23 protein-coding genes are annotated in these 25,066 nt (G+C 69.3%); 18 read left to right on the top strand and 5 right to left on the bottom strand.

Annotated features, from left to right (window positions below):
- Positions 1-51: 51 nt before the first annotated feature.
- The 10 genes from ABB33_RS12885 to xth all read left to right on the top strand — a co-directional run bounded on the left by ABB33_RS12885 (position 52) and on the right by xth (position 12,006).
- On the top strand, positions 52-3,795 hold the full coding sequence (locus ABB33_RS12885) for a nitrate reductase subunit alpha (RefSeq protein ID WP_056932377.1): 3,744 nt from the start codon (positions 52-54) through the stop codon (positions 3,793-3,795).
- Complete coding sequence (narH, locus tag ABB33_RS12880) at positions 3,795-5,339, top strand: nitrate reductase subunit beta (protein ID WP_056932376.1); 1,545 nt, start codon at positions 3,795-3,797, stop codon at positions 5,337-5,339. Before ABB33_RS12885 ends, narH begins: the two co-directional genes overlap by 1 nt.
- Complete coding sequence (narJ, locus tag ABB33_RS12875) at positions 5,336-6,016, top strand: nitrate reductase molybdenum cofactor assembly chaperone (protein ID WP_054668391.1); 681 nt, start codon at positions 5,336-5,338, stop codon at positions 6,014-6,016. Before narH ends, narJ begins: the two co-directional genes overlap by 4 nt.
- Complete coding sequence (narI, locus tag ABB33_RS12870; protein ID WP_054668390.1) at positions 6,013-6,720, top strand: respiratory nitrate reductase subunit gamma; 708 nt, start codon at positions 6,013-6,015, stop codon at positions 6,718-6,720. Before narJ ends, narI begins: the two co-directional genes overlap by 4 nt.
- A gap of 3 nt (positions 6,721-6,723) precedes the next feature.
- Positions 6,724-7,614 (top strand): peptidylprolyl isomerase, encoded by an 891-nt coding sequence (locus tag ABB33_RS12865; protein ID WP_056932375.1) that lies wholly within the window; start codon positions 6,724-6,726, stop codon positions 7,612-7,614.
- A 25-nt stretch (positions 7,615-7,639) separates the two neighbouring features.
- On the top strand, positions 7,640-8,971 hold the full coding sequence (locus ABB33_RS12860; RefSeq protein WP_056932374.1) for an MFS transporter: 1,332 nt from the start codon (positions 7,640-7,642) through the stop codon (positions 8,969-8,971).
- Between the two features lie 114 nt (positions 8,972-9,085).
- Positions 9,086-9,826 carry a molybdate ABC transporter substrate-binding protein gene (modA, locus tag ABB33_RS12855; protein ID WP_056932373.1) on the top strand — a complete coding sequence of 247 codons (741 nt, stop codon included), beginning with the start codon at positions 9,086-9,088 and terminating at the stop codon, positions 9,824-9,826.
- Positions 9,826-10,512: a molybdate ABC transporter permease subunit gene (modB, locus tag ABB33_RS12850; RefSeq protein WP_054668384.1), complete on the top strand. Its 687-nt coding sequence runs from the start codon at positions 9,826-9,828 to the stop codon at positions 10,510-10,512. The genes modA and modB overlap by 1 nt, the downstream gene beginning before the upstream one ends.
- A complete protein-coding gene (locus ABB33_RS12845; protein WP_056932372.1) occupies positions 10,502-11,167 on the top strand; it encodes a sulfate/molybdate ABC transporter ATP-binding protein in 666 nt (221 codons plus the stop codon). The genes modB and ABB33_RS12845 overlap by 11 nt, the downstream gene beginning before the upstream one ends.
- A 65-nt stretch (positions 11,168-11,232) precedes the next feature.
- Positions 11,233-12,006: an exodeoxyribonuclease III gene (gene xth / locus ABB33_RS12840; protein ID WP_056932371.1), complete on the top strand. Its 774-nt coding sequence runs from the start codon at positions 11,233-11,235 to the stop codon at positions 12,004-12,006.
- A gap of 54 nt (positions 12,007-12,060) precedes the next feature.
- Here xth and ABB33_RS12835 read toward each other — a convergent pair whose 3' ends face one another.
- Positions 12,061-12,315 carry a GlsB/YeaQ/YmgE family stress response membrane protein gene (locus ABB33_RS12835; protein ID WP_054668379.1) on the bottom strand — a complete coding sequence of 85 codons (255 nt, stop codon included), beginning with the start codon at positions 12,313-12,315 and terminating at the stop codon, positions 12,061-12,063.
- A 96-nt stretch (positions 12,316-12,411) separates the two neighbouring features.
- Between ABB33_RS12835 and ABB33_RS12830 the strand changes: the two genes are divergently transcribed.
- The 8 genes from ABB33_RS12830 (at position 12,412) to ABB33_RS12795 (ending at position 18,172) form a co-directional block, all read left to right on the top strand.
- Positions 12,412-12,999, top strand: coding sequence for a 4'-phosphopantetheinyl transferase family protein (locus ABB33_RS12830; protein WP_056932370.1), 588 nt, complete (start codon positions 12,412-12,414; stop codon positions 12,997-12,999).
- Positions 13,000-13,021: 22 nt separating this feature from the next.
- Complete coding sequence (gene rsmG, locus ABB33_RS12825; RefSeq protein ID WP_054668376.1) at positions 13,022-13,660, top strand: 16S rRNA (guanine(527)-N(7))-methyltransferase RsmG; 639 nt, start codon at positions 13,022-13,024, stop codon at positions 13,658-13,660.
- 207 nt (positions 13,661-13,867) lie between these two features.
- Positions 13,868-14,665, top strand: coding sequence for a ParA family protein (locus tag ABB33_RS12820; RefSeq protein ID WP_054668374.1), 798 nt, complete (start codon positions 13,868-13,870; stop codon positions 14,663-14,665).
- The gene (locus tag ABB33_RS12815; RefSeq protein ID WP_054668373.1) at positions 14,665-15,579 is read left to right on the top strand and encodes a ParB/RepB/Spo0J family partition protein; all 915 of its coding nucleotides are present in this window, start codon (positions 14,665-14,667) and stop codon (positions 15,577-15,579) included. The genes ABB33_RS12820 and ABB33_RS12815 overlap by 1 nt, the downstream gene beginning before the upstream one ends.
- Positions 15,580-15,613: 34 nt before the next feature.
- Positions 15,614-15,916, top strand: a complete 303-nt coding sequence (locus ABB33_RS12810) for a helix-hairpin-helix domain-containing protein (protein ID WP_054668371.1) — start codon at positions 15,614-15,616, stop codon at positions 15,914-15,916.
- A 162-nt stretch (positions 15,917-16,078) separates the two neighbouring features.
- The gene (locus ABB33_RS12805) at positions 16,079-17,044 is read left to right on the top strand and encodes an SDR family NAD(P)-dependent oxidoreductase (protein ID WP_054668370.1); all 966 of its coding nucleotides are present in this window, start codon (positions 16,079-16,081) and stop codon (positions 17,042-17,044) included.
- A 70-nt stretch (positions 17,045-17,114) separates the two neighbouring features.
- Entirely contained in the window at positions 17,115-17,837 is a 723-nt protein-coding gene (locus ABB33_RS12800; protein ID WP_056932369.1) for a glycosyltransferase family 2 protein, read from the top strand.
- Between the two features lie 2 nt (positions 17,838-17,839).
- Positions 17,840-18,172, top strand: coding sequence for a lipid-A-disaccharide synthase N-terminal domain-containing protein (locus tag ABB33_RS12795; RefSeq protein WP_054668366.1), 333 nt, complete (start codon positions 17,840-17,842; stop codon positions 18,170-18,172).
- Between the two features lie 68 nt (positions 18,173-18,240).
- Here the strand turns inward: ABB33_RS12795 and ABB33_RS12790 are convergent, their stop codons facing one another.
- Genes ABB33_RS12790 through ABB33_RS12775 form a run of 4 tightly spaced genes read right to left on the bottom strand, consistent with a single transcriptional unit; the run spans position 18,241 to position 24,912 of the window.
- Positions 18,241-18,546: a DUF2149 domain-containing protein gene (locus ABB33_RS12790; RefSeq protein ID WP_054668364.1), complete on the bottom strand. Its 306-nt coding sequence runs from the start codon at positions 18,544-18,546 to the stop codon at positions 18,241-18,243.
- A complete protein-coding gene (locus ABB33_RS12785; protein ID WP_056932368.1) occupies positions 18,546-19,022 on the bottom strand; it encodes a MotA/TolQ/ExbB proton channel family protein in 477 nt (158 codons plus the stop codon). Before ABB33_RS12785 ends, ABB33_RS12790 begins: the two co-directional genes overlap by 1 nt.
- A 26-nt stretch (positions 19,023-19,048) precedes the next feature.
- Entirely contained in the window at positions 19,049-22,930 is a 3,882-nt protein-coding gene (cobN, locus tag ABB33_RS12780; RefSeq protein WP_082595094.1) for a cobaltochelatase subunit CobN, read from the bottom strand.
- Positions 22,931-22,947: 17 nt separating this feature from the next.
- Positions 22,948-24,912, bottom strand: a complete 1,965-nt coding sequence (locus ABB33_RS12775; protein WP_225546655.1) for a TonB-dependent receptor domain-containing protein — start codon at positions 24,910-24,912, stop codon at positions 22,948-22,950.
- Positions 24,913-25,066: the final 154 nt, after the last annotated feature.

The following is a 25,066-nucleotide window of genomic DNA, read 5'->3' as shown; positions in this document are numbered from 1 at the left end:
AGCCATGAACGCCACAGCCACGATGCAGATGTCCGCAAAGGGAGATCCACGATGAGTTATTTCCTCGATCGCTTGCAGTTCTTCAAGCGCGACCCGCAACCCTTTGCCGATGGACACGGCTTCAGCAAGAGCGAAGGCCGCGACTGGGAGAACAGCTACCGCGCCCGCTGGCAGTACGACAAGATCGTGCGCTCCACCCATGGCGTGAACTGCACCGGCTCGTGCAGCTGGAAGATCTACGTCAAGAACGGACTGGTGACCTGGGAAACCCAGCAGACTGACTACCCGCGCACGCGCCCGGACCTGCCCAACCACGAGCCGCGCGGCTGCCCGCGCGGTGCCAGCTATTCCTGGTACCTGTACAGCGCCAACCGGCTGAAGTACCCGCTGGTGCGTGGCACGCTGCTGCGCCTGTGGCGGCAGGCGCGCAAGACGCTGCCGCCGGTGGAGGCATGGGCCAGCATCGTCGAGGACAAGGAAAAGGCGCGCGCGTACAAAAGCCGCCGCGGCATGGGCGGCTTCGTGCGCCTGCGCTGGGAGGAGGCCAACGAGATCATCGCCGCCTCCAACCTGTACACGGTCAAGCAGTACGGCCCGGACCGCGTGGTCGGCTTCTCGCCGATTCCGGCGATGTCGATGGTGTCCTACGCCGCCGGCGCGCGCTACCTGTCGCTGCTCGGCGGCGCCTGCCTGTCGTTCTACGACTGGTACTGCGACCTGCCGCCGGCCTCGCCGCAGGTATGGGGCGAGCAGACCGACGTGCCCGAATCGGCCGACTGGTACAACAGCCGCTACATCATCGCCTGGGGCTCGAACGTGCCGCAGACGCGCACCCCGGACGCGCACTTCTTCACCGAGGCGCGCTACAACGGCACCAAGACGGTGGCGATCACCCCGGACTATTCCGAGGTGGCCAAGCTCACCGACCACTGGCTGCATCCCAAGCAGGGCACCGACGCGGCGCTGGCGTTCGCCTTCGGCCACGTGATCCTGCGCGAGTTCCATGTCGATTCGCCGTCGCAGTACTTCCAGGACTACTGCCGCCAGTACTCGGACATGCCGCTGCTGGTGCGGCTGGAGCGCCGCGCCGATGGCCGCCTGGTGCCGGGCCACTTCCTGCGCGCCAGCGAACTGGGCGGGCTGGGCGAGGCCAACAACCCGGAATGGAAGACGCTGGCGTATGACGAGGCCAGCGGCCAGATCGTCGTGCCCAACGGCTCGATCGGCTTCCGCTGGGGCGAGAAGGGCAAGTGGAACATCGAGGAGAAGGCCAGCAACGGTGCCGCCACCCGCCTGTGCTTGAGCCTGGCCGATGGCAACGACGGCATCGAACCGGTGAGCTTCCCCTACTTCGGCGGCATCGAGACCGACGGCTGGACCGCCGCGCCGGCCGAAGACGTGCTGGAACGCAACATCCCGGTGCGCCGTCTGGCGCTGGCCGATGGCGGCGACGCGCTGGTGGCCACGGTCTACGACCTGCTGCTGGCACAGTACGGCGTGGACCGCGGTTTCGGTGGCGGCAACGTGGCGGCAAGCTTCGACGACGACGTGCCGGGCACCCCGGCCTGGCAGGAGCGCATCACCGGGGTGCCGCGCGCGGAGGTGGTGGAGATCGCCCGCGAGTTCGCGCGCACCGCCGACAAGACCCGCGGCCGCAGCATGATCATCGTCGGCGCCGGCATGAACCACTGGTTCCACAACGACATGAACTACCGCGGCCTGATCAACATGCTGGTCATGTGCGGCTGCGTGGGCCAGACCGGCGGCGGCTGGGCGCACTACGTAGGCCAGGAGAAGCTGCGCCCGCAGACCGGCTGGCAACCGCTGGCCTTCGGCCTGGACTGGAGCCGTCCGCCGCGGCAGATGAACGGCACCTCGTTCTTCTACTTCAACACCGGGCAGTGGCGCTACGAGAAGCTGCAGGTGGACGAGCTGCTGTCGCCGCTGGCCGATGCCTCCAAGTACGCCGGCAGCCTGGCTGACCTCAACCTGCGCGCGGTGCGCATGGGCTGGCTGCCGTGCGCGCCGCAGCTGGACCGCAACCCGCTGCAGCTGGTGCGCGAGGCCGAGGCGGCCGGGGTGGCGCCGGCCGACTACGCACTGGGCAAGTTCAAGGACGGCTCGCTGGACTTCGCCTTCGCCGACCCGGACGCCAGCCAGAACCACCCGCGGATGATGTTCATCTGGCGCTCCAACCTGCTGGGTTCCTCCGGCAAGGGCCACGAATACATGCTGCGGCACCTGCTGGGCACGCGCCACGGCCTGCAGGGCAAGGACCTGGGCGAGATGGGCGCGCTCAAGCCACAGGAAGTGAAGTGGCGCGACGAAGCGCCCGAGGGCAAGCTCGACCTGCTGGTCACGCTCGACTTCCGCATGTGCACCACGGCGCTGTACAGCGACATCGTGCTGCCCACTGCCACCTGGTACGAGAAGGACGACCTCAACACCTCGGACATGCACCCGTTCATCCATCCGTTGTCCAAGGCGGTGGACCCGGCGTGGGAGTCGCGCAGCGACTGGGAGATCTTCAAAGGCGTGGCGCGTACGGTCAGCGACATGGCGCCGGGCGTGCTCGGCGTGGAGAAGGACCTGGTACTGGTGCCGACCCTGCACGACACCCCGAACGAACTGGGCATGCCGTTCGGCGTGGCCGACTGGAAGAAGGGCCAGTGCGAGGCCATCCCCGGCCAGACCATGCCGGGCATGGCGGTGGTCGAGCGCGACTACCCGAACCTGTACCGCAAGTTCACCTCGCTGGGCCCGCTGCTGGACAAGCTCGGCAACGGCGGCAAGGGCATGAGCTGGGACACCCGGCACGAGGTGGAGTTCCTCGGCCGGCTCAACCACACCGTGCGCGAGGAAGGCGTCAGCCACGGCCGCCCGGCGATCGATTCGGCCATCGACGCGGCCGAGGTGATCCTGCACCTTGCCCCGGAAACCAACGGCCACGTCGCGGTGAAGGCGTGGGAATCGCTGGGCGGCTTCACCGGTCGCGAGCACACCCACCTGGCGGTGGGCAAGGAGCACGAGGCGATCCGCTTCCGCGACATCCAGGCGCAGCCGCGCAAGATCATCTCCTCGCCGATCTGGTCGGGCCTGGAGGATGAGAACGTCAGCTACAACGCCGGCTACACCAACGTGCACGAGCTGATCCCGTGGCGCACCGTCACCGGCCGCCAGCAGTTCTACCAGGACCACGAGTGGATGATCGACTTCGGCGAGGCCTTCATGGGCTACCGGCCGCCGGTCGACACGCGCACGGTGCAGCCGCTGCTCAACCAGCGCCCGAACGGCAACCGCGAGATCGTGCTGAACTGGATCACCCCGCACCAGAAGTGGGGCATCCACAGCACCTACAGCGACAACCTGATCATGCAGACGCTGTCGCGCGGTGGCCCGATCGTGTGGATCAGCGAGGACGACGCGCGCAGCGCCGGCATCGAGGACAACGACTGGATCGAACTGTTCAACGTCAACGGCGCGATCGCCGCGCGCGCGGTGGTCAGCCAGCGGGTGATGCCGGGCATGGCGATGATGTACCACGCCCAGGAACGCATCATCAACGTGCCGGGTTCGGAGATCTCCGGCACCCGCGGCGGCATCCACAACTCGGTCACCCGCGTGGTGCTCAAGCCCACCCACATGATCGGTGGCTATGCGCAGCTGGCCTATGGCTTCAACTACTACGGCACCTGCGGCACCAACCGCGACGAGTTCGTGATCGTGCGCAAGATGGACAAGGTCGATTGGCTGGATGGCGAGACCGCTGCGGTCGCCGCCGGGGAGGTGGTGTGATGAAAGTGCGCGCACAGATCGCGATGGTGCTGAACCTGGACAAGTGCATCGGCTGCCATACCTGCTCGATCACCTGCAAGAACGTGTGGACCTCGCGCGAGGGCGTGGAGTACGCCTGGTTCAACAACGTGGAGACCAAGCCCGGCATCGGCTACCCGAAGGAGTGGGAGAACCAGGACAAGTGGAACGGCGGCTGGGTGCGCACCCGCGCCGGCAAGCTGGTGCCGCGCGCCGGTGGCCGCTGGCGCATGCTCGCCAAGATCTTCGCCAACCCCGACCTGCCGCAGATCGACGACTACTACGAGCCGTTCGACTTCGACTACCAGCACCTGCACGACGCCCCGGAGGTCAAGCACCAGCCGACCGCGCGGCCGCGTTCGCTGATCAGCGGCGAGCGCATGCAGAAGATCGAGTGGGGCCCGAACTGGGAGGAGATCCTCGGCACCGAATTCAGCAAGCGTGCCCGCGACTACAACTTCGACCAGGTGCAGAAGGAGATCTACGGCGCCTTCGAGAAGACCTTCATGATGTACCTGCCGCGCCTGTGCGAGCACTGCCTGAACCCGGCCTGCGTGTCCGCCTGCCCGTCGGGCGCGATCTACAAGCGCGAGGAGGACGGCATCGTCCTGATCGACCAGGACAAGTGCCGTGGCTGGCGCATGTGCGTGTCGGCATGCCCGTACAAGAAGATCTACTACAACTGGAAGAGCGGCAAGTCCGAGAAGTGCATCTTCTGCTACCCGCGCATCGAGATGGGCGAGCCGACCATCTGCTCGGAAACCTGCGTCGGCCGCATCCGCTACCTCGGGGTGATGCTGTACGACGCCGACCGCATCGCCGAGGCGGCCGCGGTGCCGGCCGAGAAGGACCTGTACCAGGCGCACCTGGACATCTTCCTCGATCCCACGGACCCGGCGGTGATCGCCGCCGCGCGCGCCGAGGGCATTCCGGACAGCTGGCTGGACGCGGCCAGGGCGTCGCCGGTGTACAAGCTGGCGATCGACTGGAAGCTGGCGCTGCCGCTGCACCCGGAGTACCGCACCCTGCCGATGGTCTGGTACGTGCCGCCGCTGTCGCCGATCCAGAACGCGGCCGAACGCGGCCGCATCGGCATGAGCGGCGAGCTGCCGGACGTGGCCTCGCTGCGCATCCCGGTGCGCTACCTGGCCAACCTGCTCTCGGCCGGCGACGAGGCACCGGTGGTGCGCGCGCTGGAACGGCTGATGGCGATGCGCGCCTGGCGCCGGGCCAGGAACGTGGACGGCATCGAGGACACCCGCGTGCTGGAACAGGCGGGGCTGAGCGTGGCCCAGGCCGAGGACATGTACCGCTACCTGGCCATCGCCAACTACGAGGACCGCTTCGTCATCCCCACCGGCCATCGCGAGTACGCCAACGACGCGTTCGGCGAGCGCGGCGGCTGCGGCTTCACCTTCGGCAACGGCTGCAACGGCGACAGCCCGGCCGACCTGTTCGGGCAGCGCAAGACCACCACCTACGCGGTGCACCCGAACCGGCAGCACCGGCATGAGGTGGTCGAATGAGCCTGCTCAAGCTGATCGGGGTATTGCTGGACTACCCGCGCGACGAACTGTGGGAGCACGGGCCGGAGCTGCTGGCCGCGTGCGACGACCCGGCCCTTGCGCCGGCACGCCAGCGCCAGCTGCGCGGCTTCGTGCAGGCGCTGCTGGACAGCGATCCGCTCGATGCACAGGCGCGCTGGCTGGGCAGTTTCGATCGCGGCCGCTCGATGAGCCTGCTGCTGTTCGAGCATATCCACGGCGAATCGCGCGACCGCGGCCAGGCGATGGTGGACCTGGTGGACACGTACCGCCGCAACGGCTTCGAGCTCGACGCGCGCGAGCTGCCGGACTACCTGCCGCTGCTGCTGGAATTCCTTGCCCACCGGCCGCAGGCCGAGGCCCGCGACTGGCTGCACCACGTCGGCCACATCGCCGGCATGCTCGCCGCGCGCGCGGCCGAGCGTGAGCTGCCGCACGCGGTGCTGCTGGAGATCCTGGTCGAGGCCGGCGACGGCAAGGTCAACCTGGCGCTGCTGCGCCAGCGCGCCAGCGAGGAAGCGCGCGATGACACCCGCGAGGCCATGGACCGGCTGTGGGAAGAGGAAGCGGTCCGCTTCGGCAGCGATGCCCCCGCGCAGGATTGCGCGCCGCCCCGGCGTTCCCCGGCCCGTCCTTCGCATCCAGAGGTGCAGCCATGAACCATTACCTCCACCAGTTCGCCTTCCAGTTCTATCCGTACATCGCCGTGGCGGTGCTGCTGATCGGCAGCTGGGCGCGCTACGACAAGGCCATGTACACCTGGCGCACCGGCTCCAGCCAGCTGCTGTCGGACAAGGGCATGCGGATCGGCAGCAACTGCTTCCACATCGGCGTGCTGGCGATCCTCGGCGGCCACCTGGTCGGCCTGCTCACCCCGCATGCGGTGTACGAGCACTTCATCACCTCCTCGCAGAAGCAGCTGCTGGCGATGGTGGTCGGCGGCCTGTTCGGCGCGCTGTGCTTCGTCGGCATCGTCATCCTGCTGGTGCGCCGGCTGACCAACCCGCGGGTGCGCGCCACCGGCAGCTTCGGCGACACCCTGGTGCTGGTGCTGCTGTTCGCGCAGCTGTGCCTGGGCCTGTACAGCATCCGGATCTCGGCCGGCCACCTGGACGGCGGGGTGATGGTGCTGCTGGCCGAATGGGCGCAGCACATCGTCACCTTCCGTGCCGGCGCGGCCGATTTCATCGAGGGCGTGCACTGGGTCTACAAGCTGCACATCTTCCTCGGCCTGACCCTGTTCCTGATCGCGCCGTTCACCCGCCTGGTGCACGTGTGGAGCATTCCGCTCAGCTACCTGTGGCGGCCCTACCAGGTGGTGCGCCGCCGCCAGGCCGCGCTGCGCTACGGGCCGCGGGAGTAGACGATGAACGTGCAGACGCGGATCCTGCCGATCACCGTGATCGATTCGGCGCAGCCGGTACCGGCCGAGGCCGGCCACCATCATGACGCGGACGCCGAAGGCCCGCGCTCGCTGGGGCAGCCGGCACCGTGCCGCCTGTTCGTGGACGACACCGCGATCAGCGAAGCGGACATCGCCCGCGAGATGCAGCACCACCGCGCGATGCGTCCCGAGCAGTCGCGCGCCGATGCCGCGCGCGCGCTGGTGGTGCGCGAACTGCTGCGCCGCGAAGCACGGCGGCTGGGCCTGCAGGCGCCGGCCGGCGGCACGGTCAGTGACGAGGAGGCGTTGATCCAGCAGCTGCTGGAGCAGGGCGTGGAGGACCGCGTGCCGGACGAGGACGCGTGCCGGCGCTACTTCGAGCAGAACCCCGAACGCTTCCGCGCGCCCGACCGGGTGCACGTGCGCCACATCCTGCTGGCGGCGCCGGCCGACGACGTGGCCGGGCGCCTGGCCGCGCGCAGCGAGGCCGAGCGCCTGCTCGCCCAGCTCAAGGACCACCCGCACCTGTTCGCAGATTTCGCCCTGCGCCATTCGCGCTGCCCCTCCGCCAGCGATGGCGGCGACCTGGGCTGGCTGCAGCGCGGCCAGACCACGCCGGAGTTCGACCGCCAGGTGTTCCGCCTGCGCGAGGGCCTGGCCGGCTTCCCGGTGGAGTCGCGCTGGGGCTACCACGTGGTCCGCGTGGAGGCCTGCGCACCCGGGCAGCCGCAGGCGTTCGAGGTGGTGCACCGGCAGATCCGCGATTACCTGGAGCTGCAGGTACGCCAGCGCGAAATCCAGGCCTACCTGCTGCAGTTGCAGGAACGCTACCCGGTCCGTGGCCTCGAGGAGATAGAAGCCGAGGCCGGCTGATCCCATTTCCCCAAGGAGGACTCCCATGAACCAGGCCCTCGCTACCGCCAGTGCCGGGCAGCAGCAGCGTGCGCTGTGGCTGAGTACGTTCGCCTTCACCGTGTGCTTCGCGGTGTGGATGATCTTCGCGATCATCGGCATCCAGATCAGCGAGCAGCTGGGCCTGAACGACACCCAGTTCGGCCTGCTGATCGCCACTCCGGTACTGACCGGCTCGGTTATCCGCGTATTCCTCGGCATCTGGTCCGACCAGTTCGGCGGACGCAAGGTGATGACCCTGGTGATGCTGTGCGGCGCGGTGGCGACATGGCTGCTGACCTATGCGCAGACGTACCCGCAGTTCCTGCTGGCTGCCCTGTTCGTGGGTATCGCCGGCGGCAACTTCTCGGTCGGCGTGACCTATGTATCCAAGTGGTTCCCGCCGGAGAAGCAGGGTACGGCGCTGGGCATCTTCGGCGCCGGCAACATCGGCTCGGCGGTGACCAAGCTGCTGGCGCCGATGGTGATGGTGGCCGCGGGCTGGATGATGGTGGCCAAGCTGTGGGCGGTGGGGCTGGCGGTCACCGCCATCGTGTTCTACCTGTTCAGCAAGGAAGACCCCTCGCTGGAAGAGCGCCGCCGCAGCGGCGTCAAGCCGATGCCGTTCGCCGAACAGATGGCGCCGCTGAAGAACCTGCAGGTGTGGCGCTTCTCGCTGTACTACTTCTTCGTGTTCGGTGGCTTCGTCGCGCTGGCGCTGTGGCTGCCGCACTACCTGGTCGGCGCCTACGGCATGGACGTGGGCACCGCGGGCATGCTGGCAGCGTGCTATTCGATCCCGGCCAGCCTGTTCCGCGTGGTCGGCGGCTGGCTGTCCGACCGCATCGGCGCGCGCCGGGTGATGTACTGGACGCTGGGCGTGTCGGCCGTGTGCACCTTCATCCTCGCCTATCCGGACACCCGCTACGTGGTGCAGGGCGTGCATGGCGAGATCACCTTCCACATGGCCATCGGCGTGACCCTGTTCACCGTGCTGGTGTTCGTGCTGGGCTTCTTCATGTCGCTGGGCAAGGCGGCGGTGTACAAGCACATCCCCGTCTACTACCCGCAGCATGTCGGCGCGGTGGGCGGCGTGGTGGGCATGATCGGTGGCCTGGGCGGCTTCATCCTGCCGATCGTGTTCGGTGCGCTGAACGACGTGATCGGCATCTGGAGCAGCTGCTTCATGCTGTTGTTCGTGCTGGTGTCGAGCGCGCTGGCGTGGATGCACTTCGCGATCCGCCGCATGGAACGCCGCCACTTCCCGCAGATCGACCGCGAAACCGATCTGCCGGAGGCCATCGACGCGGCCGTGGCCGACGGCCGGCGGCACGGCTGAGGCGAGCATCGGCGCAGCGCGTGATGCGGGGGCAGGGCGGACCGGCGTTACCATGACGGTGCGCCGTCCCGCCGCCTTTCCCCGCCACGTGGTCCGTGCGCCCGGAATCCCGCCATGAACAAGTCCTGGATACTGCTGTTGCTGCTCCACGTCCTCCCGGTCTCGGCCGCGGAGCTGACAGTGTCGGCGGCGTCCAGCCTGACCGAGGGCTTCCGCGAGATCGCCGGCGCCTACGCCGCGCGCCATCCGGACGCCCGGGTCGATTTGAACTTCGCCGCGTCCGGGGTGCTGCTGCAGCAGGTCGCGCGCGGCGCACCGGTGGACGTGCTGGCCTTCGCCGACCAGGCGACGATGGACCAGGCCGCCCGCCGCGGGCTGGTGGACCCGGCGACCCGGCAGGTGTTCGCCCGCAACGCGCTGTGGGTGGTGGTGCCGCCGCGCACCGCCGCCCCGCCGGCCTCGCTGGCGGCGCTGGCCGGGCCGGCGGTCACCCGGGTGACGCTCGGCAACCCCGACAGCGTGCCGGCCGGGCGCTACGCGCGGCAGGCGCTGCAGCAGGCCGGGCTGTGGCCGTCGCTGCAGCCCCGGCTGATCCTGGCGCAGAACGTGCGCCAGTCGCTGGACTACGTGGCGCGCGGCGAGGTCGATGCCGGCTTCGTCTATGCCACCGATGCGCTGGCCATGCCCGGTCGCGTGCGGCGCGCGTTCGAGGTGCCGTTGCCCGGCGGCATCCACTACCCGCTGGCGATGGTCAAGGGCAGCCGCAACGCCGACGAAGCGCGGCGCTTCATCGCCTTCGTGCGCTCGCCCGCCGGCCAGGCCATCCTGCGCCGGCATGGTTTCGGAAGCCCTTGATGCTCGACCTGGACTGGAGTGCGCTGTGGCTGTCGCTGAAGGTGGCCGGCTGCGCGACCGCGATCAACCTGGTGCTGGGCATCGCGCTGGGCGGGCTGCTGGCGCGGCGCCGCTTTCCCGGCCGCGAACTGCTGGACACGCTGTTGACCCTGCCGATGATCCTGCCGCCGACCGTGCTGGGCTACTACCTGCTGGTGCTGATCGGCAGCAACGGGCCGCTGGGCGCATGGCTGCAGCGCAGCTTCGGCATCAACCTGGTGTTCACCTGGCAGGCGGCGGTGATCGCCGCGGCGGTGGCGTCGCTGCCGCTGGTGTTCAAGCCGGCGCGTGCCGCGTTCGAAGGCGTGGACGGACAACTGGAGCAGGCCGCGCGGACACTGGGCGTATCCGAGCCGGCGCTGTTCTTCCGGGTCACCCTGCCGCTGGCCTGGCGCGGCATCCTCGCCGGGCTGCTGCTGGCGTTCGCGCGGGCGATGGGCGAGTTCGGCGCCACCATCATGGTGGCCGGCAGCATTCCCGGCCGTACCCAGACCCTGTCCATCGCCATCTACGAAGCGGTGCAGGCGGGCAACGACGGCCGCGCCAACCTGCTGGTGCTGGTGTCCTCGGCGGTCTGCATCGGCGTGCTGCTGGTCGCCGCCCGGCTGGTCGGCCGCCCTTCCGGCGATGTGCGCGATGTGGCTTGAACTGGACATCCACTGCCAGCTGCAGGCCGCCGGGCAGCGCTTCCGGCTGCAGGCCGCGCTGCGTTGCCGGCAACCGCGGGTGGTGCTGTTCGGTCCGTCGGGCGCGGGCAAGAGCCTGACCCTGAAGGCCGTGGCCGGCCTGCTGCGGCCGGACGCCGGCAGCATCCGCATGCACGGCCAGCCGCTGTTCGACGCCGCCGCCGGCATCCACCTGTCCCCGCAGCAGCGCCGGATCGGCTACGTGTTCCAGGACTATGCGCTGTTCCCGCATCTGAGCGTGCGCCAGAACGTCGCCTTCGGCCTGCGCCGGGGCTGGCGCAATCCGCCGCGCGGCTGCCGCATCGCCGCGGTGGAGCACTGGCTGCAGGCATTCGGCATCGACACCATCGGCGACCTGCTGCCCGCGCAGATCTCCGGTGGCCAGCGCCAGCGCACCGCGCTGGCCCGCGCGCTGGTCACCCGGCCGCAGGCGCTGCTGCTCGACGAGCCGTTCGCCGCCCTCGACCACGCCCTGCGCGCGCACCTGCGGCGCGAGCTGGAAGGCGTGCTCGAGGAGACCGGCATCCCGCTGCTGCTGATCAGCCACGACCCCGAGGACGTGGCGCTGTTCGGCCAGCAGGTCGTGCACATGGCCGATGGCCGCATGCAGGCGTGAGCCGGCGGCGCGCGCTGCTTTCGGCGATGACGGAAGGCAGCGGACCGAGCGGGTAGAATCGCGCCATGAAAATCGCCTCGTGGAACGTCAACTCGCTCAATGTCCGCCTGCCGCACCTGGAACAGTGGCTGGCCGGCTTCGCCCCGGACGTGGTCGGCATCCAGGAAACCAAGCTGGAGGACCACAAGTTCCCGGATACGCGCCTGCTGGAGCTGGGCTACCGCAACGTGTTCGCCGGGCAGAAGACCTACAACGGCGTGGCGCTGCTGGCGCGCGACCCGATCGAGGACGTGCAGATCGGCATCCCCGGTTTCGACGACGAGCAGAAGCGGGCGATCGCCGGCACCATCAATGGCGTGCGCGTGATCAACCTGTACGTGGTCAATGGCCAGGACGTGGGCACCGACAAGTACGCCTACAAGCTGCGCTGGCTGGAGGCGGTGCATGACTGGGTTGCCGCCGAACTGTCCAGGCACCCGCGGCTGGTGGTGCTGGGCGACTTCAACATCGCCCCGGACGACCGCGACGTGCACGACCCGGCGGTGTGGAACGGCGACCATATCCTCACGTCCACCGCCGAGCGCGGCGCGCTGAACAAGCTGCTGCAGCTGGGCCTGCATGACGGCTTCCGCCTGCACAACGACGCGGCCGGGGTGTTCAGCTGGTGGGATTACCGTGCCGCCGGGTTCCGCCGCGACCTGGGCCTGCGCATCGACCTGACCTTGGTGTCCGAGGCGCTGCGGCCGACGGCGGTGGCCGCCGGCATCGACCGCGAACCGCGTACCTGGGACCGTCCCAGCGACCATGCCCCGGCATGGGTGCAGCTGGCGAAGGATTGAGACGACGAAGCCCGGCCGTCGCCGGCCGGGCTTCGCCAGGCGCGGCCCCGCCGCTCAGCGGACGCTCTTGCGCGTGAACAGGTTGACGATGGCCAGCAGGATCACTGCGCCGAGCAGCGACAGCAGGAACGAGCGCAGGGTGATGGCGCCGTTGATGCTGCCGCCGCTGAACAGGAAGCCGGCGATCATCGCGCCGATGATGCCCACCACGATGTTCAGGATGATGCCCTGCTGCGCGTCGCGGCGCATGATGAGGCTGGCCAGCCAGCCGACAACGCCGCCCACGATCAACCAGATGATGATGCCCATGCCGATGTCTCCTTTCGTGCGTGCACCCGGAGCGGTGCGACCGGTGCAGTCAAGACGATCGGGCGTGAAGCGCTTGTGGACCGGGGGCGGGCGTTGATGCAGCCGCTGCAGGCGTGGCGGTTCGGGCAGGTGAGGGTGTGGCACCTGCCGCACCAGCCCGGCGCGCGTGGCGAGCCGCAGGCGCGCGAACTGCTGGCGGCCGAACTCGGCGGCACGCCGCAGTCGCTGCCGCTGACCCGCGACGAGCGCGGGCGGCCCTGGCTGATCGGCGAGCTGGCCCATTACGGCACCGGCTGGAGCCACAGCGGCGGCCACCTGCTGGTGGCGCTGGGCGAACACGCCCGGCTCGGCGTGGACCTGGAACAGCAGCGCCCGCGCCGGCAGATGCGGCAGGTGATCGCGCGCTTCTTTCATCCCGACGAGATCGCCTGGCTGGACAGCCTGGACGATGCCACCCGCGAGCACTGGTTCTTCCGCGTGTGGTGCGCCAAGGAAGCCCTGCTCAAGGCGCACGGCCATGGCCTGTCCTTCGGCCTGCACCGGTTGTGCTTCGCTCCCGGCGCGGACGATGCCCTGCACCTGGCCTGGTGCGACCCCGGGCTCGGCGAGGCCGCGCGCTGGCACCTGCACGAATGGCAGGCCACGCCGGACTTCCGCGCGGCGCTGGCCTGGTACCCGTTCTGAACCGCTCTGCGATAATCCGCCGATGAACGACACCTCCCTCCCGCCCGGCGTGGCCGACGAACTGCAGGCTGGCCTGCAGGCCATGGGCCTGGACGCCGCGCTGGCGCCGCCGCTGCTGGCCTACCTGGCGCTGCTGGTGCGCTGGAACCGCACCTACAACCTCACCGCCATCCGCGACCCGCACGAGATGGTCACCCGCCACCTGCTCGATTCGCTGGCCATGGTGCCGCATGTCGAATCCGGCACCCTGGCCGACCTCGGCACCGGCCCCGGGCTGCCCGGCATCCCGCTGGCCATCGCCCGCCCGCAGCTGCAGGTGACGCTGGTGGAGAGCAACGGCAAGAAGGCGCGTTTCCTGCGCGAGGCGGTGCGCCAGCTCGGCCTGGGCAACGCCCGCGTCGCCGAATCCCGCGCCGAGGCGCTGGACGAGCCGGGCGCCTACGACAACCTCACGGCCCGCGCCATGGACACGCTGGCCGGCATCGTCGCGGTCGGCGGCCACCTGCTGCGCCCCGGCGGCCACCTGCTGGCGATGAAGGGCGTATACCCGCACGAGGAAATCGCCGCGCTGCCGGCCGACTGGCACGTGCTCGACGTGCGCCCGCTGCCGGTGCCGGGGCTGGTCGGCGAGCGCCACCTGGTGGTGTGCAGCCGCAGCTAGGCTCCGCTCCCCGCCGGCCAATGAGGCCGTCGCGGCTGGCGAGGCATCCCGCTCGGCGCTTGGCGGGCGGCGCCGTGCGCGCTGCGGGCCGCCCGTCCGGGGGCGGGAGGCGCACGGCCACATGCGGCAAGGCCCGGATTTCCCCGATCCGGTCCCCAGCCCGCATAATGGCCAGTCCCAACCTTCCAGCCCATGAGGCCCATCCGCATGGCTCGCATCATCGCCATCGCCAACCAGAAAGGCGGCGTCGGCAAGACCACCACCGCCGTGAACCTGGCCGCCGCCCTTGCCGCAGCGCCCCGGCGCGTGCTGCTGGTCGACCTGGATTCGCAGGGCAACGCGACCATGGGCAGCGGCGTGGACAAGCGCGAGGTCGCGGCATCCACCTGCGACCTGCTGCTGGGCGAGAGCGCCGCGGCCGACATCCGGGTGAAGGCACCGGAGGGCTACGACCTGCTGCCGGGCAACATCGACCTGACCGCGGCCGAGATCCAGCTAATGGAGCAGGAAGGCCGCGAGCAGCGCCTCAAGCGCGCGCTGGCGCCGATCCGCGGCGAGTACGACTTCATCCTGATCGATTGCCCGCCGGCACTGTCGCTGCTGACCCTCAACGCGCTGGCCGCCGCCGACTCGGTGCTGGTGCCGATGCAGTGCGAGTACTACGCGCTGGAAGGCCTGAGCGCGCTGGTGGAGACCATCGAGGCGCTGCGCGCCAACCTCAATCCGGCGCTGGAGATCGAAGGCGTGCTGCGCACCATGTTCGACGTGCGCAACAACCTGGCCAACGCGGTGTCGGCCGAGCTGACCGAGCATTTCGGCGACCGCGTGTTCCGCACCATCGTGCCGCGCAACGTGCGCCTGGCCGAGGCGCCGAGCCATGGCCAGAGCATCGTCGGCTACGACCGCACCTCACGCGGCGGCGTGGCCTACCTCGGTCTGGCGGGCGAGCTCATCCGCCGCACCGATGAACGCAACAGGGCCGTCAGGGCCATGGAGGCTGTCTGATGAGTGCTGCAAAGAAACGCGGCCTGGGCCGTGGCCTTGACGCGCTGCTGGGCCCCAAGGGCGCGGTGACGCCGGTATCGGTGGCGGCGGTGGCCGAGCCGCAGCCGGGTGAGGTGCTGCGCAAGCTGCAGATCGACCTGCTGCAGCCGGGCAAGTACCAGCCGCGCCGCGAAATGGACGAGGCCAAGCTGTCCGAGCTGTCCGAGTCGATCAAGGCCCAGGGCGTGATCCAGCCGATCCTGGTGCGCCAGGTCGAGGGCGGCAGGTACGAGATCGTCGCCGGCGAACGCCGCTGGCGCGCCTCGCGCCTGGCCGGGCTGGACGAAGTGCCGGTGGTGGTGCGCGAGCTGGAAGACCGCACCGTCATCGCCATGGCGCTGATCGAGAACATCCAGCGCGAGGACCTCAACCCGCTGGAAGAGGCCGAGGCGCTGCAGCGGCTGATCTCCGAGTTCTCGCTGACCCACGCCGAAGCCGCGCAGGCGGTGGGCCGCTCGCGCGCCTCGGTATCCAACCTGCTGCGCCTGATCGACCTGCCCGCCGGCGTGCGCGTGCTGCTGGAGAGCCGCCGCCTGGAAATGGGCCATGCCCGCGCGCTGCTGACGCTGGCGCCGGAGCTGGCGACCAAGCTGGCGCAGGACGCCGCCGACGAAGGCTGGTCGGTGCGCGAGGTCGAACACCGCGCCCAGCAGTTCGCCGCCGGCAAGGTGCCGGGCGCGCGCAAGGCCAGGCCGGCGCCGAGCGCGCCGCAGGCCGACATCGCCTCGCTGGAGACCGAGCTGTCCGAATCGCTGGGCACCAAGGTCGCCATCAACCACGGCCGCGGCGGCAAGGGCAAGCTGGTCATCCACTACACCGACCTGGACACGCTCGACGGCGTGCTGGAAAGGCTGCGTACCCGTCAGCACGGCTGACGTCCCGTCCCACCCCCGAGGTGCATGCAAGGCAATGAACCCCACCAAGGTCGACCGCAATCACCTGTTGCGTCTGACCGACCTGCCGAATGTCGGGCCGGCCTGTGAAAAGGATCTCCGTCTGATCGGGATCCGGGTTCCCGCGCACCTGCGCGGGCGTGATCCCTACGACATGTACGCGCAGCTGTGCCTGAAGACCGGCGTGGTGCACGACCCCTGCGTGATCGACGTGTTCCTGTCGGTCGTGCGCTTCATGGAAGGCGGCGATCCGCAGCCCTGGTGGGCCTTCAGCCGGGAGCGCAAGGCCGCCCTGGCGCGGGACCCGTTGACGCTGTGAGCCGGCGTCCCCGCCCACGCCGGCAGGCGCGGCGGCGACAATGGCCGCTGCCGGCAACGCCGCCCATGCCGGGCATGCCGACGCCCGCCCGTCGTGGTGCCGGCCCCGATGCCTCTTCCCCGTGGGGAGGCGCTTGACCCCGTACTTTTCCGGATCCGACAGATGACCGTTCTCGTCACCGGCGCCGCCGGCTTCATCGGCGCCTACACCTGCCAGGCCCTGGCCACGCGCGGCGAGCGTGTGCTCGGGCTGGACAACTACAACGATTACTACGACCCGCAGCTCAAGCGCGACCGCGTCGCCGCGCTGTGCCCGCAGGTCGATATCCGCACGCTGGACCTGACCGACCGTGACGGCCTGGCCTCGCTGTTCGACGAGATCCGCCCGTCACGGGTGGTCCACCTGGCGGCGCAGGCCGGCGTGCGCTACTCGCTGCAGAACCCGCACGCCTACGTCGACAGCAACCTGGTCGGCTTCGTCAACATGCTGGAGCTGTGCCGCCACCGCGGCGTGCAGCACCTGGTCTATGCGTCCAGCAGCTCGGTCTACGGCGATTCGGCCACGCCGCCGTTCTCCGAGGACCAGCGCGTGGACCAGCCGCGCTCGCTGTACGCGGCGACCAAGGCGGCCAACGAGCTGATGGCGCATACCTATGCGCAGTTGTACGGCCTGCGCGCCACCGGCCTGCGCTTCTTCACCGTGTACGGCCCGTGGGGCCGGCCGGACATGGCGCCGCTGCTGTTCTCGCGCGCGGTGCTGGCCGGGCGGCCGATCGAGGTGTTCAACGAAGGCCGCATGCGCCGCGACTTCACGCATGTTTCCGACATCGTCGCCGGTATCCTCGGCGCACTCGACCACCCTTCGGAGGCGCCCGTGCCGCATCGGGTGTTCAACCTCGGCAACCACACCCCGGTGGAGCTGGAGCGCTTCATCGAGGTGATCGCCACGGCCGCCGGCCGCCCCGCGCAGAAGGTCTACAGGCCGATGCAGCCGGGCGACATGGTGGAGACCATGGCCGACACCGCGCGCGCGCGCGCGGCCTTCGGCTTCGAGCCGGTCACGCCGATCGAGGCCGGGCTGCCGCCGGTGGTGGCCTGGTGCCGCGATTATTTCGGCGCCGCCGCCTGACCGATCTTCCATCCAGCCGCGTACCGGAAAATGCGCGGTCTTTTTTCCTACTGCACGAACGGATCCCGCGATGAGCCAACCCGCACTTTCGGTGGTCGTCCCCGTCTTCAACGAACGCGACAACGTCGCGCCCCTGGTCGGCGAGATCACCGCCGCGCTGCGCGGCCGGGTGGATTTCGAGATCGTCTATGTCGATGACGACTCCAGGGACGACACCCTGCAGGTACTGCGCTCGCTCAAGGCCGCCAACCCGGAGCTGCGCGTGCTGCACCATGTCAGCCAGAGCGGGCAGAGCACCGCCGTGCGCACCGGGGTCAAGGCCGCGCGCGGGCCGTGGATCGCCACCCTCGACGGCGACGGCCAGAACGACCCGGCCGACATCCCGAAACTGCTGGCCGCGCGCGACGCCGCCGCGCCCGGGGTGAAGCTGTTCGCCGGCTGGCGGGTCAACCGCCAGGATTCCGGGTCCAAGCGCTGGGCCAGCCGCTGGGCCAACCGCATCCGCGCGCGCATGCTGCGCGACGACACGCCCGACACCGGCTGCGGGATCAAGCTGTTCGAGCGCGCGGCGTTCCTGGACCTGCCGTATTTCGACCACATGCACCGCTACCTGCCGGCGCTGATGCAGCGCGCCGGCTGGCAGACGGTGAGCGTGCCGGTCAACCACCGCCACCGCACCGCCGGGGTGTCCAAGTACAACAACCTCGGCCGTGCCCTGGTCGGCATCCGCGACCTGCGCGGCGTGGCCTGGCTGATCGTGCGCAGCAGGCGCACCGCGGTCGAGGAGGTCTGAACATGGATTTCATGAGCCAGCCGCTGCCGTGGCTGGAGTGGACCGGCGTGCACATGTCGCCGTGGAAGCTGATCGGCCTGACCGGCACCTTGATGTTCGGCGGCCGCTGGCTGGTGCAGTTCATCGCCAGCAAGCGCCAGGGCAAGCCGGTGATCCCGCGCCTGTTCTGGTACATGAGCATCCTCGGCAGCCTGATGACGCTGAGCTACTTCGTGTTCGGCAAGAACGACGCGGTGGGCATCCTCGGCAACCTGTTCCCCACCTTCACCGCGCTCTACAGCCTGTACCTGGACATCCGCCACCGCGGCTGGAAGCGGGACAAGGCGACCCACTGATGTTCTGGCGTATCGGCTGATCCCCGGCGCCGGTGGAACGCGGAGCGGGCCGAACGGTGCGGATGCCGTTATTCAGGCACGTACACCATGCGCCCGTCCGGCAGCCTGTAGGTGATGCCGGCCTTGACGCCCTGGCCTTCACCGATCTGGCCGCTGGATTCGTAGCGGGTCAGTTCCTCGCCATCCTTGATGGTGATGCGCATGTCGGCCTTGCCGGGGTTCTCCACCAGCACCACGCTGTCACTGGAGAACGGGTTCAGCGGGTTGCGCACGATCACGATCATCAGCACGCCGATCACCACCAGGAACACGTCGATCAGGTTGACCACCGACAGGATCGGATCGTCGGCTTCGTCATGGTCGAGGAAGCGCATCAGCCGTTCCCCCGTGCGCGTTCGATCGCGCGCAGCTCGTCCAGCAGCCAGCGGCGCCGTACGGTGAGGACCAGGAAGGTAATGCTGGCCGAGACCAGTGCCAGGATCACCGAGGAGAACGCGACCACCATGTTCTCGCCCACGCCCTGCGCGTCGCCACGGGTCAGCGCCAGCAACGCCGGGCCCATCGGGATCATGGTCGCCACCAGGCCCAGCATCGGTGCGGTGCGGGCAACGATGCGCAGCCATTCCAGCCGGCGCATGATCCACAGTTCCAGGTCATCGCTGCCGCCGCCGTGGCGTGCCTGCCATGCGGCCAGCACCGAACGGTAGCGTCCACGGCGACGTTGCAGGCCTTCGAGCAGGAACCCGCCCAGGGCGAGGAAGGCGTAGGCCAGCGCCAGCAGGATCAGTACCAGCACCGGTGCCAGGAACAGGTGCGAGAGATCGTAGAGGGTGGCTTCGAGGCTTTTCATCGAGGTTGTCCGTATCGTCGGGTCGGTCAGGAAAATGCGGCAGTGCGCAGGTTGTCGCGTCGTTGTCGCAAGGCACCGGCGGCCAGGCACAGCAGCAGCAACAGTGGGCCGGGCCACACCGGCCAGGAGCGCGAGGCCGGGGGTGGTTCGATCCGCTGCATCACGTGCCCGCGCACCGTCGGCATCGCCGCATCGGCGGCTCGGGAACGGGCCGTCGGCCCGGCAGTGGCCGGAACGGTTGTCGCAGAGGTCGACGGGATCGCGCGGCCACGGCCGAAGCCGGGGGCGGGCGTTGTTGCCGTCTCCGCATTGCCATGGGCCGCAGGCTGCAGCTGTTGCAGGCGTTGCTGCAGTTCGGTACGGGTACGTGCATCGGCCTGCCAATAGCCGCGCTCCACCGCCTCGAGCATGCGCATGATCAGTTGCGCCTGTGCATCGGGATTGCCACACTCGAACCATTCGTTCACGCCGAGCCTGCGCACGTCGCGCACGTAGGTATCGTGCAGCGCCTGCCATTGGTCGGCGCGCACACTGGATGGGTCGGTGACCTGCCAGCCGAACAGGTTGTCCACGTTCTTCAGCACCTCCAGCGTGCCGGCGTAGCCTTCCTGCTGCATCGCGCCTATCCATTGCGGGTTGAGCGCGTTGCTGCGCAGCTCGTCGGCGATGAAGCGCGCCGTGGTGGTGGTGCGCGGCTGCGGCTGGCGCAGGTCGGCGACGTACAGCGCCGGACTGTTGCCGTCGAGCCGGCGTACGGCCAACGACAACCCACCCAGGTACTCGAACGGGTGGTCGGTGGACAGCAGGCCGTGGACGTTGGATGAGCGTGCCAGTATCGCGGCCTGCACGCCGCGCAGCTGCTCGGCCAGCAGGTTGCCACCCTCCAGGCGCACGCCGCCTTCACGCGCGCCGTAGGCGTACTGCATGCGCGACAGGAAGCCATCGGCCAGCGATGACTCGTGCTTGTCGGCGTCGGGGCCCGCCAGCACCGCGCGGTTCAGGCCACTGCCGTACTCGCCGGGCGCGTTGCTGAAGATGCGCAGCGCCGCCAGTTCGCGTGCGCGTTGCGGTGGTTGCCCGCGCTCGATTAGGCTGGCTTCCAGCGCGCGTGCATGGGCCGCGACCGGGTTGCGCGGTGACGGCTGCATCGCCGCCAGGCGTTCGATCGCATCGGCCAGCAGGCGCATGAAGCCATCGAACTGGTCCCGGTAGACGCTGGTGACCTGCACCACGACGTCGATGCGCGGGTGCGGCAGTTCGTCGTCGGGCACGATCTCCAGCGCACTGACCTTGCCGCCGGCATCCCACACCGGGCGCAGGCCCAGTGCATGTAGTACTTCGCTTTCCAGCACGCCGAGATGGCGGATGGCATCGCTTGACCACAGGCTGAAGGCGAGCTTTTCCGGGAACCGGCCGTCATGCCCGGCACGGTAGGCGTCGAGCAGCTGGTCCAGGGCCAGGCGGCCACTGGCGAACGCGGTGCGGGTGGGCAGCTTGTCGGGCTCGAACGGGTAGAGATTGCGCCCGCTGCGCACGTCCGGGTTGCGCACCGGGTCGCCACCGGCTCCAGGCGTGATGAAGCCACCCTCCAGCCCATGCAGCAGCGCTTCGATTTCCTGCGTGTCGCCCAGTGCGGCATCCAGTTGCCGTGCGCGCTGCAGGTGTGCGCGCAACACCGGGTCGCCGATTTCCTCCAGTGGCGCGCCATGGCGCAGGTGCCTGGCCAGCAGGCGGTAGGGCTCACTCTGCTGCAGCTGCGCCCAGTCGCCGGCGAATACTTCCTGCGGATCCAGGCCAAGCGCGCGGTAATAGGGTTCGCCGAGCTGTTGCATCACCGTGGAAAGCTGGTGTTCCGGCGCCGCTGACTGGCCGAACGTATGCAGTCCCAGCGGTACCGCGGTACGTGCCAGTTCGTGCAGGTGGTCATGCAGCTGGGTGAAGAACGCGGGGAAGTCGACCTGCATGCGCATGGCGTCCCAGCCCATGTCGGCGGCGATGCCGGCGTCAAGCGCCATCTGCCGGATGTGCGCGGCAGCCTGCTCGTGCACCTGGCCGGCGTCCAGCTGCTGGTACTCGTGGATCGCCGCGTGCAGATCGCGCAGTTCGTCGTACAGTCCGGCCGGGGCGAAGGCAGGCGTCTGGTGGCTGATGATGATGGCGCGACCGCGGCGCCTGGCCTGCACCGCTTCGCTGATGTTGTCCTGGATGTAGGGGTAGAACACCGGCAGGTCGCCCAGCACCAGCAGCGGGTAGTCGTTGGTCCACAGGCCGCGGTCCTTGCCCGGCAGCCATTCCTGGGTGCCGTGGGTACCGAAGTGGACCAGTGCGTCGGCGGCGAATCTTTCGCGCACGAACTGGTAGGCGGCCAGGTAGTAGTGGTTGGGCAATGCAGTGCCGTCATGGGTGGACTGCCCGAGCCGGTCGGCGCGTGGCGGCTGTGGCATCAGCAGCAGGTTGCCCAGCAGCAGGCGCGGGATCACGAACACCGGCTGGCCATCGCGCAGGCGCACCGCCGGGTGTTTTTCCGGATCGCCCCAGCGTTGCATCAGGGCCTGTTTCCGCGCGGCGGGCAAGGTATCCAGCCATTGCCGGTAGCGGGCTATCGGAAAGGTGGCGGCAAGGTCGCGTTGCAGCAGCGCGTCCAGTGATTCGGGATGGTAGTAGCCGCCGAGCATCGCCTGCGCATCGCTGATAAGGCGCTGCTCGTCGGCTGGCGTGACGCTGTAGCCGGCATCGGCCAGGCGCCGGCTCAGCAGTGCCAGGCTGCGCGGCACGTTCAGGTGCGAAGCCGACAGGTTCTTCTCGCCATCGGGTGCGTTCCAGAACATCAGTGCGATCCGCTTGGCGTCGGCGGGCGTGCGCCGCAGTGCGCCGAGGCGCGCCAGCTTGGCGGCCAGCGCCTCGACCTGTTCTGGAATGGGTTGTTGTGTGCCCTGCTGGCTGGCCGAAACCACCAGCGGATCGCCGATGCCCCAGCCTTCGGGGACGGTAACGAAGGTTGCCAGCAGCGCGGCCGGTACGCCGCTGTCGGCCGTACGCCAGGCAGCGGCATCGCCCTGGCGGTAGTTCAGGGCCTGCAGCACCGGGACGTCGAGTTCCAGGAACTCGGCGGCACGTGCCTTGCCATTCTGCAGGTGGGTCAGGTTGACCATGCTGTCCACGTCCAGCCCGGCCAGTGCCTGCTGCAGGCCATCCTCGGCGTCGCCGTCGAACCAGACGCCGAAGGCGGCCACGCGATGGCGACGCGCGGCGGCGATCACCGCATCCAGGACCTCGGTCTGCAGCGAGCCGACGCTGTTGCCGGCGACGATCACCGCCGCCTTCGGCCAATCCGACTGGCCCTGCCGATGCCACCACTGCCGCAGCGCGGTGGCATCGGTGAACCATTGGGGTGCCTGCGGGTCATGGTAGCCGGTGACGGGCAATGGCTGCGGCGGTGGCACCGCGGCCGTATCGCGACCATCGTGCAGGCGTGCGACATAGCGGGCCAGGTGGCGGAAGTTGGCTTCACCGCCCCCGGCGTAGTAGCCGGCCAGCCGCTGCGCCTGTTCCGGCGGCAGGTTGCCGAAGGCCAGTGCACCGCCGCCGACACGCAGCCACGGTACCTTGCCGGCGTGCAGGCGTTCCCCGACCGCTGCCACCACCGCCCCGGCGTCCGGCCGGCGCGGGGTATCCAGGATCACCAGCGTGGCATCGCCCGGCCAGCCTTCGGCCGCCGTGGCGTCGGCGCCGATGGCAAGGTGCCGGAAGCGCACGCCTTCATCGCGGCCGATCGCATCCAGCCGCGCGGTCTTGGACGGCGGCACGAAGTCGCTGGCGACCACGTCCACCCGCAGCGTGGCGTCCCGCGCCATCGCCGGGCCGGCCAGCAGCAATGCCCCCAGCCAGCCCCAGTGCCATCGCGCCATGCTCAGACGCGCCATGCTCAGAACGCCAGGTTGAAGCCGGCATGCCAGTAGCGGCCGGTTTCGGCGTAGGGGTACAGCGCGGAGGTTTCGTCCAGGCGCCTGTCGGCGAGGTTGTCCACGCCGGCCACCAGCGACACCCGGGGCGTGAGCCGGTAGCGCGCGTCCAGCGACCAGCGCCAATAGCCTGGCAGCTGCACCCGCGCCATGCCCGTGCCCTGGTATTGGCTCCCGACGTATTCGCCGCGCAGGGCGGCGGTCAATGCGGTGTTTTCCCAGCGCAGCGTGGCCGTGCCGCTCTGGCGTGGGCGCTCGTTCAGCGCCAGTCCGGTCTGGCGGTCGAGGGTATTGAGCCAACTGTGGTTGGCGTCGAAGGCGAAGCCGGCCGCAAGCGGCAGGCTGGCCTCCAGCTCCACGCCGCGGATGCGCGCCCTGGCGACGTTGGTGTAGTTGCGCACTTCGCGCCCGCGCACCCCGCAGGCGGCAACGCACTCGGTCTGGATCAGGTCTTCCAGGTCGTTGTGGAAGGCCGTGGCCTGCAGCGATGCGCCACTGCGGCCTCTCCATGCCGCGCTCAGTTCATGGCTGGTATTGGTTTCCGGCTTCAATGCCGGGTTGCCGTGGATGGTGAAGCGGCCGCCGCCGCCGACGGCCAGGTACTCCGGTGAGAGCTGCTTCAGGCTCGGTGCCTTGAAACCGCTGCCGGTACCGCCCTTGAGCGTGAACGTGTCGGTGAGGTGCCACACCGCATAGACGCGCGGACTGTGGTGCCAGCCGAACTCGGGGTGGTGGTCGCCGCGGTCGCCCAGTACCAGCGAGGCGTTTTCACCCAACTGGATCTCGTCCTGCAAGAACACCGCGGTCTGGATTGCCTGGACGTGACCGCTGCGTGCGGCCGAGGTGTCATCCAGTTGCTCCTTGCGCCATTCGCTGCCGATGCTGAGCCGGTGGTGCGACCCCAGTTCGACGGTGGCCATGCCGTCGATGATGTCGTCGGTGAGTTTCTGCGGGCGGCTCGCCGCGCCGCGCGAACGGCGGTTATCGCGGTCGAGGGTGGAACGATAGGCATTGAACCGGGTCTGGCCCCACGCCCACTGGCCCTGATGCGACAGGGTGCTCTGCGCGCGGTCGATGTCGTCGATGGTCTCGTAGACATAGCTGGGCGTGCCGCCCTGCAGCGCGTTGCGCCAGCGCTTCTCGTGGCCTTGCAGATGGCTCAGATCGATGCGCTGGGTTTGGCTTGGCGTCCAGCTCAGGGCCAGGCGGCCGGTGTCGGCGTCACGGCCTTCCTGTTCGGACAGGCGCGGGTCGAGCGGATCCTGCGTCGCCTCCCTGCGCCGGTGTTCGCCGAAGAAGCTCAATCCCAGCGTGCCGGGCAGCAGTGCGCCGCCTGCGTAGATGCCGGCCTGGGTGGTGCCGCCACCGCGTCCGCCCGAGGCCACGCCGCCGTTGTAGCTCAGCTCGCCACGCCAGTCGTCGGTGGCGGCGCGGCTGATGACGTTGACCACGCCACCCAGTGCCTCCGAGCCGTACAGCGAGGACATCGGTCCGCGTACCACCTCGATGCGCTCGATCGCGCTGGCCGGCAGCCAGCCCAGGTCGAAGTCGGCATGGGCGATGGCATCGCTGGCGGCGTTGATCCGGCGGCCGTCGAGCAGCACCAGCGTGTATTCGGCGTCCATTCCGCGGATGCGGATGCCGCGGCGGGTCATGCCGACGCCGCTGATGGTGATGCCTGGCGTGCCGCGCAGGGCGTCGGACAGGTCGAGCACCGGGCGCATCCGCAGTTGTTCGCGGTCGATCACGGAGATCGAGGCCGGTGCATCGCTGGCATCGCGGTGGGTGGCGGTGGCCGTGACCACCACCGGCCCGAGATCAACTGCGTCGGCAGCCCCGGCCGCGGGGGCTGCCAGCGCCACCAGCAGCGCCAATGACGACTGGCGGCCGGGGGATGGCATCGGGGGCAGGGGCGCGGGGAAGGTCATGCCGGGAGTCCGTGAATGAATGGCCAATTAAGTAATGTTATAACATTTTAAATAAATGGGGAGTCCGGTCCCGTGGGCAGGGCAATGACTGGGACTTCTGGCCGATACCCGCAGCGTGGCCGGATGTCAGACACAACATCTCCAGGTTACTTAA

This window comes from Stenotrophomonas acidaminiphila (assembly GCF_001431595.1).
Lineage (GTDB): Bacteria > Pseudomonadota > Gammaproteobacteria > Xanthomonadales > Xanthomonadaceae > Stenotrophomonas > Stenotrophomonas acidaminiphila.
This window is presented reverse-complemented; position numbering and strand designations above follow the sequence as displayed.

Coding starts and splice junctions, on each gene's coding strand:
- narJ (WP_054668391.1), top strand. CDS start 5,336: ATGAGCCTGCTCAAGCTGATCGGGGTATTGCTGGACTACCCGCGCGAC.
- narI (WP_054668390.1), top strand. CDS start 6,013: ATGAACCATTACCTCCACCAGTTCGCCTTCCAGTTCTATCCGTACATC.
- xth (WP_056932371.1), top strand. CDS start 11,233: ATGAAAATCGCCTCGTGGAACGTCAACTCGCTCAATGTCCGCCTGCCG.
- ABB33_RS12795 (WP_054668366.1), top strand. CDS start 17,840: ATGGATTTCATGAGCCAGCCGCTGCCGTGGCTGGAGTGGACCGGCGTG.
- ABB33_RS12830 (WP_056932370.1), top strand. CDS start 12,412: ATGCAGCCGCTGCAGGCGTGGCGGTTCGGGCAGGTGAGGGTGTGGCAC.
- ABB33_RS12820 (WP_054668374.1), top strand. CDS start 13,868: ATGGCTCGCATCATCGCCATCGCCAACCAGAAAGGCGGCGTCGGCAAG.
- narH (WP_056932376.1), top strand. CDS start 3,795: ATGAAAGTGCGCGCACAGATCGCGATGGTGCTGAACCTGGACAAGTGC.
- ABB33_RS12815 (WP_054668373.1), top strand. CDS start 14,665: ATGAGTGCTGCAAAGAAACGCGGCCTGGGCCGTGGCCTTGACGCGCTG.
- ABB33_RS12805 (WP_054668370.1), top strand. CDS start 16,079: ATGACCGTTCTCGTCACCGGCGCCGCCGGCTTCATCGGCGCCTACACC.
- modB (WP_054668384.1), top strand. CDS start 9,826: ATGCTCGACCTGGACTGGAGTGCGCTGTGGCTGTCGCTGAAGGTGGCC.
- ABB33_RS12885 (WP_056932377.1), top strand. CDS start 52: ATGAGTTATTTCCTCGATCGCTTGCAGTTCTTCAAGCGCGACCCGCAA.
- cobN (WP_082595094.1), bottom strand. CDS start 22,930: ATGGCGCGATGGCACTGGGGCTGGCTGGGGGCATTGCTGCTGGCCGGC.
- ABB33_RS12810 (WP_054668371.1), top strand. CDS start 15,614: ATGAACCCCACCAAGGTCGACCGCAATCACCTGTTGCGTCTGACCGAC.
- ABB33_RS12835 (WP_054668379.1), bottom strand. CDS start 12,315: ATGGGCATCATCATCTGGTTGATCGTGGGCGGCGTTGTCGGCTGGCTG.
- modA (WP_056932373.1), top strand. CDS start 9,086: ATGAACAAGTCCTGGATACTGCTGTTGCTGCTCCACGTCCTCCCGGTC.
- ABB33_RS12785 (WP_056932368.1), bottom strand. CDS start 19,022: ATGAAAAGCCTCGAAGCCACCCTCTACGATCTCTCGCACCTGTTCCTG.
- ABB33_RS12790 (WP_054668364.1), bottom strand. CDS start 18,546: ATGCGCTTCCTCGACCATGACGAAGCCGACGATCCGATCCTGTCGGTG.
- ABB33_RS12800 (WP_056932369.1), top strand. CDS start 17,115: ATGAGCCAACCCGCACTTTCGGTGGTCGTCCCCGTCTTCAACGAACGC.
- ABB33_RS12860 (WP_056932374.1), top strand. CDS start 7,640: ATGAACCAGGCCCTCGCTACCGCCAGTGCCGGGCAGCAGCAGCGTGCG.
- rsmG (WP_054668376.1), top strand. CDS start 13,022: ATGAACGACACCTCCCTCCCGCCCGGCGTGGCCGACGAACTGCAGGCT.
- ABB33_RS12865 (WP_056932375.1), top strand. CDS start 6,724: ATGAACGTGCAGACGCGGATCCTGCCGATCACCGTGATCGATTCGGCG.
- ABB33_RS12845 (WP_056932372.1), top strand. CDS start 10,502: ATGTGGCTTGAACTGGACATCCACTGCCAGCTGCAGGCCGCCGGGCAG.
- ABB33_RS12775 (WP_225546655.1), bottom strand. CDS start 24,912: ATGACCTTCCCCGCGCCCCTGCCCCCGATGCCATCCCCCGGCCGCCAG.